Consider the following 12,872-nt stretch of genomic DNA (forward strand, 5'->3'; position numbering starts at 1 on the left):
GGGCTAAAATGATTTTTATTTTAGCCCTTTGTCTTCTTTTCAGCGTGATAGAAAACCTTTGAAGTCTAGGAAGGACGAGCATTGGCGCGGAGCGAATTGAACATTCGTGAGCACAGGCGCGCAGGACTGACAAAGAATGCGAGGGTTTGTCTACACGCTGAAAGGCTTTCATCACGAAAGCCTTCATTCATCATCTATTAACAGATAAACGGCCTGAACTGGACCATGAACCCCTACTACTAAATTCATTTCAATATCGGCAGAATTACTTGGACCTGATATGAAATGGATGGCACTTTTCGCCTGCTCCCCCTCTTCTACTGAGCGATTGAGAGCCGAAACAGCCTGAATCATTCGCGGAACAATCGAGCTTTTCTCTATACACACGATATACATCGTCGGTAAAAAATGCAGCGCTCTTCCTTGACCTTGGTGGGATGAAAGAACAACTGTACCTGATTCTGCAAGGGTATAATCACTGAACACAACTGCATATTTCGCTTGTTCTGCCTGCCTTAAGTTTTCTTCTCTTGATGCGTCTGTATTCCAGCAGGTGATGGACATTCCGTCTTGTTGCAAGCTGTCAAACATAGGGCGGAATCCATATTGTTCAAAACGATGATCATGCGATGTTACTACAGAACCCTCACCATATTCTATAATCAATAATCGTAATACAGAGGGCGCTTCCTCTGGTGTTGTTTCGACCACTCTTGTGTGAATTTGCTGACATTGCTTTTTCAATTGCTCGAGCAATTCATCTTTAGACAAACATCCGTTTGTTTCCCACTGGACTTGATTCCTCCATTTCGGACGCTGAATTGATGCAGATGGGGAGGAGCTTTTACCTAATTGATGCTGGATATGAGATAAAAACGACTCTCGGTGAAAAATGGTCCCCTTCATCACTTCTCCTCCTTTTGTCTCTTTTTAAACCAATCCCTGAATCTTTCTTTACTTGGAACTGGCAGGTCACGAATATCTGTCCAATTCTTTAAAGGGCCTATTCCTTTTGAAATTTGTCCGTTTGAAGCCATACGATTCAAGAGCGCAGGGGCTGCTTTTGTTCCAAATTGATACATCCCGGGAGACGATGCCCCCATGCCAAACATTTTCATCGCCATCATTTCAGCTTTAGGCGCTCTGCCCTCTTTTTCTACGATCACCTGTCTATGTTTAATCAATAACTCATGAAGTGGAATTTTCACTGGACAAGCATCCGTGCAGGCTGCGCACAGACTTGATGCAAAGGGGAGCTCCTTGTAGTCATCATAGCCGCCAAGAAGCGGTGAAAGAACAGCACCGATTGGCCCCGGATAAATCGAACCATACGAATGTCCGCCAACATGCCGGTAAACCGGGCATACATTGATGCAGGCTGCGCACCGGATACATTGGAGAACAGGCTGAAAGTCCGTTCCTAATATATTTGACCGCCCATTGTCCACAATGACCAAGTGAAATTCTTCTGGTCCATCCACTTCTCCTTCTCCTTTTGGTCCCACAACAGAAATATAACTAGTTAATTTTTGACCGACTGCGCTTCTGCACAAAAGACCCACAAGGACATCCAGTTCCTCCATCGTTGGAACAAGCCGTTCCATTCCCATAACGGCAATATGCGTCTTCGGTATAGCCGTGACAAGATCCGCATTCCCTTCATTTGTCACAAGGCAGATGGACCCTGTGTTGGCCACTGCAAAATTACAGCCGGTCACACCAATATCAGCTTCGAGGAATTTTTCACGCAAGATGGCTCTCACAAAATTCGTCATTTCTTCAGGTGTTTCTGACATCTCATACCCTAGCTTCTCATGAAAAACTTCCCGTATTTGTTCTTTCGTCATATGAAGGGCAGGTGCCACAATATGTGAAGGCGGTTCATGGTCATCCACTTGCAGAATATATTCGCCAAGATCGCTTTCGACCACTTCACAGCCGATCTCTTCAAGCGCTTGATTCATCTCGATTTCTTCTGTGACCATTGATTTTGATTTGACGATCTTTTTGGCTGCTTTTTTCTGTGCCACGTCTTGAATATATGCTGATGCCTCTTCCTTTGTTTTCGCAAAAAAGACATGACCTCCGCGTGTACTTACACTTTCACTTAATTGATATAAGTAGTCATCAAGATGCGTCAGCGTATGCTGCCGGATTTCCTCGCCAAGCTCACGCCACTTTTCCCAATTGCCAAGCTCCTCGCTTGCAGTCAGCCGCCTTTTATACAGACGTTCCTGTGCTGAGGAGACAGCACCTCTCATGACAGCGTCTTCTAAACCTTCCCCGATCCGTTCTTTAAAGGCCTTTTCTCCAATTTTCATACTCATGTGCCGTTCCTCCTCTTAAAGTCCGCGGCTGTTTAATACTTCTGCGATGTGCATGACCTGGATGGGTTTATCAAGACGGTTCAGCCTCCCGCCAATGTTCAGCAGACATCCGCAGTCAGCACCAATGATATATTCAGCGCCTGTCTCCTCTATGCTTTGTACTTTTTCATCGACCATCTGCTCAGAAATAGGGGTCATTTTCACTGAAAAGGTTCCTCCAAACCCGCAGCAATTTTCTGCGCGGGGCAATGGTTTCATCGTCAAATCTTTGACATTTGATAACAGTGTAAAAGGCGCCTCCTTAATGCGCAGCAGTCTCGTCATATGACAGGAGGTGTGATAGGTCGCGTTTCCTTTCAGGCTCGCCCCTACATCTGTCACGTGTAATATATCTACAATAAACTCTGTTAATTCATATGTTTTTGCGGCAAGTGCCTCAGCCTTGGCCGACCACTCTCGGTCTTCTTTCAAAAGATGAGGATATTCTAAAAACATCGCCTTGCACGAACCTGATGGTGTCACAACATATTCAGCTGATTCAAAGGCTTTGATCATGTTTTTCGCTGCTTTGATTGTCTCTTTTGTATAGCCGCTGTTAAAGGCTGGCTGCCCGCAGCACACTTGTGTTTCTGGAAATTCCACTTCAACACCGAGTCTTTCCAATACTTCCACTGTCGCCTTTCCTACATTTGGCTGCATCGTGTCAATTAAACAAGTAACGAATAAATGGACTTTCATCGGCGAACTTCCCTTCTATTGCTGCATTTTGATTCATCATTCTGATCATCTGATGACTAAATAACAGACCTTAATTTCATTTTAATCCCAAATTTCTGAAATTTCAACGAAGTGATTTGTCTAAAATTTGTACTTATGGCTCGTGTGACTAAATGAAAAAAACGCCCTTTTCATAGGGCGTTTTTTATGTTTATTTTGAAATCAATTCACGAATTTTTCCTTCAATAGGTGTTAACGGACGGCCTAGTAATGTTTCGAAATCTTGGCTTTCGACGGCTAAAGCACCATCGCGAATGCCGCTTTGAATGGCTTTGACAAATGGCACTGCTTCTTTCGGTACACCATTTGAAGCTAAAATTTCTCCAAATGTGTCCACATCTATTTTTTCTACTTTGATTTCTTTTCCGCTCACTTTACTAACAATTTGTGCAAGTTCAGTGTGCGATCGAAGCGGTCCTGACAGTTCATATATCTCCTGATCATGAACCGAAAGTGTTAACGCATTTGCTGCCGCTTCTGCGTAGTCATTTCTTGTCGCCCAGCCAACCTTCCCGTCGCCAATAGGGCTTAAAAATGGTGCGCCGCTGACTGACGCCAGAATCGTATCTTTTTCATTTTCAACATACCAGTTGTTTCTTAAAAATACATGAGGAATGCCAGAGGCCAAAATGGCTTCTTCTGTTTTGGCATGGTCATTTGCAAGGACAAGCTGACTCTCTCTAGCATTGACAACACTTGTATAAGCAATAAACGACACATTTGCTGCTTTTGCCGCTTCGATTGCTGCTTTATGCTGCTGCACGCGGTCTCCATCCGCTGTTGAAATGATCAACAGACGGTCAATGCCCTCAAATGCTGATGTCAAGGTGTCTGGCTGAGTAAAGTCTCCATGGCGTACATCCACCCCAGCATCCTTCAAATGTGCTGCTTTTTGCGGATTTCGAACACTGACTGCAATTTGTTCAGCCGGTACTTTTGTAAGCAAATGCTTGACGACGAGCGATCCAAGTTGTCCCGTTGCGCCTGTTACTAATAATTTCATTTGTTAACCTCCTCATTTTTCGTTCAACGGTGATGTGCATTCGTTATAATCGAAATGGTTACAACAAAGGTGGAAAAAAAGCTCTAATGTACGAGCTTTTTTATTCCGCCTCTGTTAATAATTGCTGAATTGTCACTTGCTTGAGGTGATTCTCAAGTGCAGCTTGTGCTTCTTTTAGTTCATGCCGCAGTCTCGTATCCATCACTTGACCAATCGGGCATGCGATGACGGGCTGATGAAAGTTAAATAATTCTTCATCCTCGCTTACATCGACAGCACGGTACACATCTAACAGCGTGATGTCCTCAGCCGGTCTTTTTAAATAAGCACCGCCTACTCCGCGTCGAATTTCAATGAGACCCGCCCGTTTGAGCATTGCCATCATTTTTCGAACAATGGCTGGATTTGAATTCACGCTCTCTGCAATAAAATCACCTGTACACTCTTTTGGAACACCTGCAATAAATGACACAATATGAACAGCAATCGGATACCTGCTGCTAATTTGTTTCACAATCTTTCACCACCGTTGTAATCAATATAGTTACAATGAGTGGTTTTGTCAATCAATAAACGGATTTTTCTTTCGGTCCCAGTCCTCATATGCCATGATATCGTAGTTTTCTGCTGTATCAAGTTCAAGCGGGGCAATGCATTCAAGCAGATTCTCATCTGGGTCAAGAAAATAGATCGCTGCATGAAATTGCGGCGGATTATCGAGAACTAAAGGCTGCTTTTCTTCTGAAAAACCAAACATTGGGTGAATGCTGATGTCTCTTTCAATCAGCCAACTCTTGATCTGTTCGATACTGGATGTTTTAATTTGGAAGGCTACATGTCGAGTTGCTACGTGATATGGAATAGTGGACATATCTGCCTTCCATATGCCAAGCCAGCTCTTTCCTTTCTCAATCCATAAAAAGGCTACTCTTTCATTCTCATGAGCAAGTGTCAATCCCAATTTTTCATAAAACGCAATAGATGTCTTTAAGTCACTCACAGGTAAATGTGCTTCATACAGTCCTTTTATCATCATCAAAATCACTCCTTTTCTACCTTCTATTCTGCAGGAGTTGATGATATTCTGCCTCAGCAAAACGATGTATTTTATCCCTAACATTAGTTTGAGAGACATTGTATGTTTGATCTATTGCAGATGGGGGAAGGTGTTCAAATAAAATAACAGAAAGGAGCGGTTCATATGCCTTGGACGATGAACGATTATCCAGCTTCATTTAAATCATTAGACAACGTCATTCGGAAAAAAGCGCTTGAGATTGCCAATAAGATGATTCAGGAAGGCTATGAGGAAAATAGAGCCATTCCAATTGCAATCAGTCAAGCGAAAGAGTGGAAAAAGAACGCAACGGAGAAAGAAGTAGAGAATTTCTCATCTCATGGTTCTGTCAAACCATCTGAGGGCAGCAGCTCCGCAAGACCAGAGCTCATGGATCATGCGCAACATGTAGTAAAGCACGAGGAAGGCTGGGCGGTTCAAACTGAGAAAGCGAAACGAGCAAGTGAGGTCAAAGAAACAAAACAAGAAGCAATTAAGCGGGCAAAGGAGATTTCAGCTAATAAAGGAACATCCGTTGTCATTCACCGAAAAGATGGGACGATTCAGGATGTGTTAAAGCCGCAATAAGACCGCTCGTCAGCGGTCTTTTTTATGCATTCTTTTCTTTTTTGGCTGGTGTTTTTCTTTTCTTAGGCGCTGCTTTTTTCGCTTTGGCTGGTTTTGATCGGTCGATCGAAGCCTGTAGTGCGGCCATTAAATCAGTCACATTGGATGCAGGATCTTTTTTGCCTGTCGTTTCTGGTTGAACAGTATGCTCTCCGGATATTTTATCGCCGATTAAATTCATCAGCTGTTCTCTGTATTCATCCTGATATGCTGCTGGATCGAATGTCGTGGTCAGCTGCTCGATTAAAAGGAGGGCTGTATCTAACTCTTTCTTGACAATGTTCTCCTCTTGGGGAATATTCGGTACATCTGATACTTGTCTAATTTCGTCAGGGAAATGAATGGTTTCCATCAGCAAAATATGTTCATAGCACCTAACGATCGCTAATTGTTCCTTTGAGCGGATCATAATTTTTGCCACACCAATTTTCCCCGATTCCTCTAGAGCTTTTCTTAATAATGAATAAGCCTTTGCTCCGCCGGTATCCGGTGATAAAAAGTAACTTCTTTCGTAATAGATGGGATCAATTTCTTCAATCTTCACAAAATCAATGATTTCAACGGCTTTTTCTTCATTTTCTTTTCGCAGTTTTTCTAGCTCTTCATCGTCCAATTCAATAAATTTATTTTTCGCATATTCATACGCCTTCACAATTTGTTCTGGCGCTACCTCTTCACCGCAATTGGCACATACTTTCTTGTAGTTAATGGGCGTGTGACACTCTTTATGCAGCTGCCTTAATTTAATGTCTTTGTTCTCTGTAGCGGTAAACAGCTTGACTGGAATATTGACCAATCCGAAACTAATGCCGCCTTTCCATACTGTATGCATTGTGCTTCCTCCGTTCTTTTCTCCTTACTATGTAATGTTTTCATCAGACTTATGTATGTGATTGAAAATTTCATCCCACTCTAAGAACACATGATATAAGGAAGTGACATGCACAATGAAACCTATGCGATTAACACCTGCACATGATATTCCTGCTGGTGTAGACTGGGTGTATGAATTAAAATATGATGGCTTTCGGGCTATTCTTGTATGGGAAGAAGACGAGATTCGTTTAGAAAGCAGGACCGGAAAACGGCTAAATGAGCAATTTCCTGAAGTGATAGAGCAGTGCGAACAATTAAGAGACGAATTTGCTCCTTTTTTACCGCTGACGCTTGACGGAGAATTGGTCTTTTTACTGAGTGAACAGCAAAGCGAGTTCGCGAAGGTTCAGCAAAGAGGCAGGCTGAAAAACAAAGAAGCGATCCAAAGACAGGCTGAACGTTTTCCATGTCATTTCATTGCGTTTGATCTATTAAGCTGCAAAGGGAAACCTCTCGTTGATTTACCGCTGATGGATAGAAAAAATCAACTGCTGGAAGTATTCCAAGACGCAAAGCTCCCCTCATCAGTTCAGCTGGAGCACCCTTCCCTTTTGCAGGTCATTCATACAGACCCAGACTCTGAATACATGAAAAACGTGATGACGACGTATTTAGCAGAAGGACTAGTAGCAAAAAAAAAGACGAGTAAATGGCATGACAATATTCGTTCAAAAGAATGGCTGAAAATGAAAAACTGGCGGTATGTCTCTGTCATTGTGACCCGTTTTGACAAAGATAATGGCTATTTCCAAGGTTCCATTTATCAAGATTCGGCTCTCATCGAGGTTGTCCAATTCAAGCATGGATTTTCTAAAGAAGAAGAACAAACGCTGCGTACGCTATTTCAGACAAAAGGCCAGTTAACAGGAGGATCATTATACGAAATCCCCCCTTCTATCGTTGCCAGCATTGCTTGTATATCCTTTGATGGATCGGCGTTAAGAGAGCCGCGTTTTTCTTCCTTTTTACTAGATGCTGATCCGGCAGCATGTACATTTCAGCAAATGCTCAAACAGCTGTATCCACTCCCTGCTGTTATAGACGTCACTCACCCTGAGAAACCGATTGTCCCGGCTCTTCAACTAAACAAGGCAGATTACTTACTTTATTTAAGACAAGTGGCTCCCTATCTTTTGCCCTTTTTACGTGAAAGGCGTCTTACTTTAATTCGGTATCCGCATGGCACTGGAGACGAATTCTTTTATCAAAAGTCGACTCCTGATTATGCGCCGGATTTTGTTTTGACAGATGAAGTTGATGATATTTCTTATACGGTCTGTAATGATCCTCGTACGCTTCTTTGGCTTGGCAACCAGCTGGCAATGGAATTTCATATCCCTTTTGAAACAAGAGATACGAATCGGCCGACAGAAATCGTCTTTGATCTGGACCCGCCATCTGTAAATGAATTTCATCTAGCCATAGAAGCTGCTAAACGAATCAAAGCGATTTTAGACGGGCTTTTTCTCACAGCCTTTATTAAAACAAGCGGAGGAAAAGGGCTTCAAGTCTATATCCCATTAAAGAAAAACGCCTTCACATACGAAGAAACAAGACGATTCACCGCGTTTATATGCCAATTTTTATGTGAACAAGCACCGGATCTTTTTACTCTGGAACGTCTTAAGAAAAAACGCGGCAATCGCTTGTATCTAGACTACATTCAGCACGATGCTGGAAAAACAATTATCGCTCCATATTCCCCAAGAGGAAATGAGCTTGGACTTGTTGCGACACCGCTTGAATGGGACGAACTCCAACATGGGGAGCTTCATCCTTCTCTATTTACGATGCCAGCTGTCATAGAGCGTTTAAAGGAAAAAGGCGATCCGTTCCGCCGCATGAGACATCTTGTGAATGATGATGCTTTTAGACAAGTCTTACATCGGCTTTCAGACATGTGACCATCTCATCAGATGGACAGCCGCGGTCATGAAGCGTTACACTTATTCATTAGAGAGGAAGAAAGGGATGACTATTTTGACCGCACATTCATTTCGAAATACAGCTTTGATTTTCTTATGTCTTTCCGCAGGAATTGTGGATGTGATTGGCTATTTAAGCCTAGGACATGTGTTTACAGCCAATATGACAGGTAATATTGTGCTGCTTGGCATTGCAGCAGGAAGCTCCTTGCAGCTAACAGCCCTTCATTCCATCACTGCGCTAAGTGGATTCGTTTTAGGGGTTTTACTTGCAGTTGTAATAGGCGGAAAGCATGAAAAAACGTTTTGGCCAAAAGCCGTTACACGCATTTTTATCATAGAGGTAATGATTTTGCTTCTATTTGCTCTCATGACCATTTTCCCTTATACACAAGGTGCTTACTTTATGCTGATCATCCTTTTAAGTATGGCTATGGGCATGCAAACGGCGGCCGCTCGTAAATTGAATGTTGCTGGCATTTCCACAACCGTTCTTACGAGTACACTTGCGAACCTATTTGAAGATGCAGCCCAGCGTATATCATACCGAGAAAAAAGAAAGGCCCCTATCCAGCTTGTAAGCTTGATGCGAATAGGCTCTATTGTCTTCTACTGCCTAGGAGCGGCTTTAGCAGCATATACAGATCGTTACGATCCGTTTATCATCATTTGGCTGCCTATCTGCATTCTAGGGGTCATTGTGATCACGGCTACATTTAAGCACTTTCACCAATTGAAATAGCCAATCTCTAAATGGCTATTTCAATCACTGTGGTGAAACACTAATAACTTCTTACATAAAAACCAGGAGGACGCCCCATGATGAACGTGGAGCCATATGGAGAATATCCTGAAAACGTCCCAAATCCCCCATATCCGGGGTAACCGCCTAAACCAGAGAACACTCCAGGGCTCACATAATACCCGCCAAAGCCAATATGAGGGCCCACTGCTCCTCCGCTAAAACCGCCTCCATGAAAACCTCCATAAACACGTGGATACATACAATCACCTGCCTTCGAATCAGACCTTAACTCATCATATGCATGACAAATGGGGCGGTGCTCCTGCTTTTTCTCTTCCTTCTATGTACATTAGACCAATTTGATAAAATTTGAATGAAAAGTCCTGCAAAAAATTAAATTAAGCAAAGAAAAGTGACCTTTTTAACTTGTTGCTCTGCCCTATGTTTATTTAGAATAATGGAGCAGGTAATAAATTTGCACACCCCCTTTGTTGCGAATTCTTCTTATTAAACGTTCTTGCAGCGTTTAATAAGAAGAGCCTATTAAAACACAAAAAACCCTTGCTGACGATCATCAACAAGGGCGAGAGATAAATGGTATTAACCACCAATGATTTTTTCTGCAACTTCGAATGAACCTGCAACGTTTTGCGTCAGAACAGTCGCAGCGACCGCTAAACCAACAACGAATAATACTTTTAATCCTGTTTTCATCTTAAATCAACCCCATTCTTTTCATATGTAAATCCGCTTCTAAACTTTTGTTCAAGTAAAAAACAGACTGCTCATAAAGTGCTTGCTTTTCACAATATTTTGCTGCAAATTGTGATAGCTCTTTTACTTCATGATATTCATTCTTCTCTTCTAACTTTCTTAATTTCTCATCAATTTGCTGAAATCTTTGTGGTGCATGCGTTAAGTAAAGATCATGTACGATGCCTATTTTTAGCTGAAACACTTCATGAGAAGCATCTTTTATTCTGGCATATGCAGCCTCTATATATTGGCTTGCACGCTGCTTTTCACCAATCACACAGAGTTCCCGGCTGATCAGATACGTAGAATGGAAAAAGAAATCTGAATCATAATACTCTTGATGGGACAGTGCTTTTTCAAGATGGCGTATCGATTCCTTCGGCTTGTTCCAAAATGAATATAAAATGGCCACATTGTGGTGGTGCTGAGCCAGCATAAAATCATCCTGCTCGCTTGTCAAAACCTCTTCTGCCAGACGATAATTCTCAAGCGCCTCTTCATACCTGCCGATCTCTGTTAGATTCGCTGCGATGAGAGAGTATGAAAGGGCCGTTCTTCTTTCATACTGCTTGTGCCGCTTATAAACGTGCAGCGCTCTGCGGATATAGCTTAATGAGAGCATGATATGACTGAGCCGGTAATAAAGCCATGCCACTTTAAAATCGAAATCAGCACGTTCTATCTCACTTGGAATTTTATCTAAGAGCTTTTCAGCACTTTGATACATTTGCAATGCAACCTCATAATTACCTTGATGCTGCTCATACACACCCTCATAAAAATCGAAATAATAGGCAAGACGGTTAGACAGGTCATCTTCTTTTTTTCCATAATGACTCTCTATACTTTTCGTTGAAACATTGCCTTTTTGCCCTCTTAAATTGTACATAAGAATGTGATGCCTCTTCTCAAGAAGAGAATAGTATATGAGGATATCCGCATCGTCAATTTCCTCTACCGCTTGTTTCGCTTTGGCAAATAACCGTTCCGCCTCATCTGCATGATCTTTTTTGATTTCCATGTTCCAGTCATTTAATAGTGATGCCAATTCCGCAACAGGAACTTTGCTCATTCTACACCCCCAATCACCTTCAGCTGCAACACATGATTTCACTAAATATGGAACTTCTATTAGCAATTGCTAATTAGTCCATTTGACATCATTTTAATATGAATCACTTGAATCTTCAATAACCGTTTCCATTGAAAGTGCGTTTCTTTCTCCTAGTCAATGATATTTGCGAAAAAATTCCGCTTTTTTTAAAAAAATAAACATCTCGAGATGAAATGAAAAAAGCCTAATGTTAGGGCTTTCTAATCTTATGATGGTTCATACCGTGCGATTTGTCTAAAGATCATCAGCACAGCTTTTCATTTCCTATATTTCTTTATATAATATAATCAATAACTTCGCGCCTCAGTAGCTCTAGAAGGGAAGAGCGCCGTAAAACAAATTGTAGCTGGCGGGTCGCAAGGCAAGGGTTTCAGAAGCACCGAAAAGCACACGAGCTGAGACAGGTGAAATTCCTGTCGGTGAAATTCCGTAGGGAAGCGTGTTGCCCCTAGCCTATGCTTACGAAAGGAGTGCGGGTTCGAATCCCGTCTGAGGCTTATGAGGTAGATGGATTGGGAGGATAAAATATCATGCACGTTTTTGAAGAATACGTCAGCAAAATCGGTAACCCCGAGCTGAAGCAGCGCACTCAAGACATCCTACAATGGATAGAAGACACATTCCCTCAATTAGAGCCAAGAATTGCTTGGAATCAGCCCATGTTCACAGATCACGGCACATTTATTATTGGGTTTAGCGTGGCAAAACATCACATTTCTGTCGCACCAGAAGCAAAAGGCATTGATCAATTTTCAGCTGACATTGTACAAGCTGGGTACGATCATGGAAAAAATCTGTTTCGCATGAAAGAAAGCTTGCCAGTTGATTATCCTCTCCTGAAAAAAATCATCGAATTTAATATCGAAGACAAAGCGGATTGTTCAGCGTTTTGGCGAAAATAAACAGTACCCCGATCTCAGCGTTAACAGATCGGGGTATTTTGCTGCAACAATATTATTTTGTTCTCTTCCCTAACAATTTCTGTTCAAGCCATTCATAACATGACAAGAGGGCATCAACGCTCTTTTGGCATATCGGCAAATATACAACGGCGACGGCTGTTAAACACGCTATAGCAGCTCCTGCTAATACATCAAATGGATAATGAACACCTACCCAAATCCTTGAAAAACCAACAGCACACGCAATGATCAGCCAATACATATGGCGTTTGTGAAACAGCCAAAAGATCAGGCAAATCGAAAAAATAAAGATGGTATGATCACTTGGAAAAGAGTTATTCACTTCCTTTTGAATCAAAAGATTGACGTGGCTCATTTCTGCAAAGGGCTGCTGATTAAAATAAAAGATCCCTGCGATTTTCCCAAGTAACTCTGCCAATATGAAGGTCAGTCCGGCAGAAACGACCATCGCCCTATTGTACCTGCTTCGATTTTGAAACCATACGAACAGACACATGAGCGCTGCTAACAGCACTGTATATTCAGCTAGTCCAATAAATATCGGATTCAAGTAACCATGATCAATACTAAGCTGATTCACCCACCTAAATAAATCTTCATTAAATCCGCGCATCTCATTTCATCCCTTTTTACTTGATTTAGGATAAGGATAATTGAAATGAGATATCTGCCTCCATCGATCGAACGAACAAACCATGGAATCATATGACAGGTTTGTCACTTTACTGTCACTAGAACATCA

General features: G+C 42.1%; 14 protein-coding genes. 4 read left to right on the forward strand and 10 right to left on the reverse strand.

Annotation, left to right across the window (positions count from 1 at the left end; all coding sequences use genetic code 11):
- Positions 1 to 183 precede the first annotated feature (183 nt).
- From JVX94_RS05410 to JVX94_RS05435, 6 genes are all read right to left on the reverse strand, one after another.
- Positions 184 to 906, reverse strand: a complete 723-nt coding sequence (locus JVX94_RS05410; RefSeq protein WP_205184787.1) for a LutC/YkgG family protein — start codon at positions 904 to 906, stop codon at positions 184 to 186.
- Positions 906 to 2,327 carry a LutB/LldF family L-lactate oxidation iron-sulfur protein gene (locus tag JVX94_RS05415; RefSeq protein WP_205184789.1) on the reverse strand — a complete coding sequence of 474 codons (1,422 nt, stop codon included), beginning with the start codon at positions 2,325 to 2,327 and terminating at the stop codon, positions 906 to 908. Before JVX94_RS05415 ends, JVX94_RS05410 begins: the two co-directional genes overlap by 1 nt.
- 15 nt (positions 2,328 to 2,342) lie before the next feature.
- Positions 2,343 to 3,065, reverse strand: a complete 723-nt coding sequence (locus JVX94_RS05420; protein ID WP_203129863.1) for a (Fe-S)-binding protein — start codon at positions 3,063 to 3,065, stop codon at positions 2,343 to 2,345.
- Between the two features lie 190 nt (positions 3,066 to 3,255).
- Entirely contained in the window at positions 3,256 to 4,107 is an 852-nt protein-coding gene (locus tag JVX94_RS05425; protein WP_205184792.1) for an SDR family oxidoreductase, read from the reverse strand.
- A gap of 100 nt (positions 4,108 to 4,207) precedes the next feature.
- Complete coding sequence (locus tag JVX94_RS05430) at positions 4,208 to 4,621, reverse strand: Rrf2 family transcriptional regulator (protein ID WP_144470614.1); 414 nt, start codon at positions 4,619 to 4,621, stop codon at positions 4,208 to 4,210.
- A gap of 48 nt (positions 4,622 to 4,669) precedes the next feature.
- Positions 4,670 to 5,143 carry a VOC family protein gene (locus JVX94_RS05435; RefSeq protein WP_095408593.1) on the reverse strand — a complete coding sequence of 158 codons (474 nt, stop codon included), beginning with the start codon at positions 5,141 to 5,143 and terminating at the stop codon, positions 4,670 to 4,672.
- Positions 5,144 to 5,308: 165 nt separating this feature from the next.
- On the opposite strand from JVX94_RS05435, the gene JVX94_RS05440 reads away from it, so the two are divergent.
- Complete coding sequence (locus tag JVX94_RS05440) at positions 5,309 to 5,752, forward strand: DUF2188 domain-containing protein (protein ID WP_205184795.1); 444 nt, start codon at positions 5,309 to 5,311, stop codon at positions 5,750 to 5,752.
- A 22-nt stretch (positions 5,753 to 5,774) separates the two neighbouring features.
- On the opposite strand, the gene ku is transcribed toward JVX94_RS05440, so the two are convergent.
- Positions 5,775 to 6,623 (reverse strand): non-homologous end joining protein Ku, encoded by an 849-nt coding sequence (ku, locus tag JVX94_RS05445; RefSeq protein WP_048240214.1) that lies wholly within the window; start codon positions 6,621 to 6,623, stop codon positions 5,775 to 5,777.
- Positions 6,624 to 6,738: 115 nt separating this feature from the next.
- Here ku and JVX94_RS05450 point away from each other — a divergent pair, with 115 nt between their 5' ends.
- Together JVX94_RS05450 and JVX94_RS05455 are read left to right on the forward strand one after the other, a co-directional pair.
- On the forward strand, positions 6,739 to 8,571 hold the full coding sequence (locus JVX94_RS05450; RefSeq protein WP_205184798.1) for a DNA ligase D: 1,833 nt from the start codon (positions 6,739 to 6,741) through the stop codon (positions 8,569 to 8,571).
- Positions 8,572 to 8,638: 67 nt separating this feature from the next.
- Positions 8,639 to 9,334 carry a YoaK family protein gene (locus JVX94_RS05455; protein ID WP_095408693.1) on the forward strand — a complete coding sequence of 232 codons (696 nt, stop codon included), beginning with the start codon at positions 8,639 to 8,641 and terminating at the stop codon, positions 9,332 to 9,334.
- A 40-nt stretch (positions 9,335 to 9,374) separates the two neighbouring features.
- Here the strand turns inward: JVX94_RS05455 and JVX94_RS05460 are convergent, their stop codons facing one another.
- Complete coding sequence (locus tag JVX94_RS05460) at positions 9,375 to 9,596, reverse strand: hypothetical protein (RefSeq protein ID WP_058015686.1); 222 nt, start codon at positions 9,594 to 9,596, stop codon at positions 9,375 to 9,377.
- A gap of 456 nt (positions 9,597 to 10,052) precedes the next feature.
- Positions 10,053 to 11,165, reverse strand: coding sequence for a response regulator aspartate phosphatase (locus JVX94_RS05465; protein WP_144470606.1), 1,113 nt, complete (start codon positions 11,163 to 11,165; stop codon positions 10,053 to 10,055).
- 572 nt (positions 11,166 to 11,737) lie between these two features.
- On the opposite strand from JVX94_RS05465, the gene JVX94_RS05470 reads away from it, so the two are divergent.
- Entirely contained in the window at positions 11,738 to 12,109 is a 372-nt protein-coding gene (locus tag JVX94_RS05470) for an iron chaperone (protein WP_203129860.1), read from the forward strand.
- Between the two features lie 52 nt (positions 12,110 to 12,161).
- Here JVX94_RS05470 and JVX94_RS05475 read toward each other — a convergent pair whose 3' ends face one another.
- Complete coding sequence (locus JVX94_RS05475) at positions 12,162 to 12,743, reverse strand: undecaprenyl-diphosphatase (protein WP_095408588.1); 582 nt, start codon at positions 12,741 to 12,743, stop codon at positions 12,162 to 12,164.
- Between the last annotated feature and the right edge of the window lie 129 nt (positions 12,744 to 12,872).

It is taken from the genome of Bacillus sp. PDNC022, from assembly GCF_016919285.1.
Lineage (GTDB): Bacteria > Bacillota > Bacilli > Bacillales > Bacillaceae > Bacillus > Bacillus safensis.

Bases quoted from the DNA above. Each gene is read 5' to 3' on its own strand.
- JVX94_RS05410 (WP_205184787.1), bottom strand. From the start codon at position 906: ATGAAGGGGACCATTTTTCACCGAGAGTCGTTTTTATCTCATATCCAG.
- JVX94_RS05415 (WP_205184789.1), bottom strand. From the start codon at position 2,327: ATGAGTATGAAAATTGGAGAAAAGGCCTTTAAAGAACGGATCGGGGAA.
- JVX94_RS05420 (WP_203129863.1), bottom strand. From the start codon at position 3,065: ATGAAAGTCCATTTATTCGTTACTTGTTTAATTGACACGATGCAGCCA.
- JVX94_RS05425 (WP_205184792.1), bottom strand. From the start codon at position 4,107: ATGAAATTATTAGTAACAGGCGCAACGGGACAACTTGGATCGCTCGTC.
- JVX94_RS05435 (WP_095408593.1), bottom strand. From the start codon at position 5,143: ATGATGATAAAAGGACTGTATGAAGCACATTTACCTGTGAGTGACTTA.
- JVX94_RS05440 (WP_205184795.1), top strand. From the start codon at position 5,309: ATGCCTTGGACGATGAACGATTATCCAGCTTCATTTAAATCATTAGAC.
- ku (WP_048240214.1), bottom strand. From the start codon at position 6,623: ATGCATACAGTATGGAAAGGCGGCATTAGTTTCGGATTGGTCAATATT.
- JVX94_RS05450 (WP_205184798.1), top strand. From the start codon at position 6,739: ATGAAACCTATGCGATTAACACCTGCACATGATATTCCTGCTGGTGTA.
- JVX94_RS05455 (WP_095408693.1), top strand. From the start codon at position 8,639: ATGACTATTTTGACCGCACATTCATTTCGAAATACAGCTTTGATTTTC.
- JVX94_RS05460 (WP_058015686.1), bottom strand. From the start codon at position 9,596: ATGTATCCACGTGTTTATGGAGGTTTTCATGGAGGCGGTTTTAGCGGA.
- JVX94_RS05465 (WP_144470606.1), bottom strand. From the start codon at position 11,165: ATGAGCAAAGTTCCTGTTGCGGAATTGGCATCACTATTAAATGACTGG.
- JVX94_RS05470 (WP_203129860.1), top strand. From the start codon at position 11,738: ATGCACGTTTTTGAAGAATACGTCAGCAAAATCGGTAACCCCGAGCTG.
- JVX94_RS05475 (WP_095408588.1), bottom strand. From the start codon at position 12,743: ATGCGCGGATTTAATGAAGATTTATTTAGGTGGGTGAATCAGCTTAGT.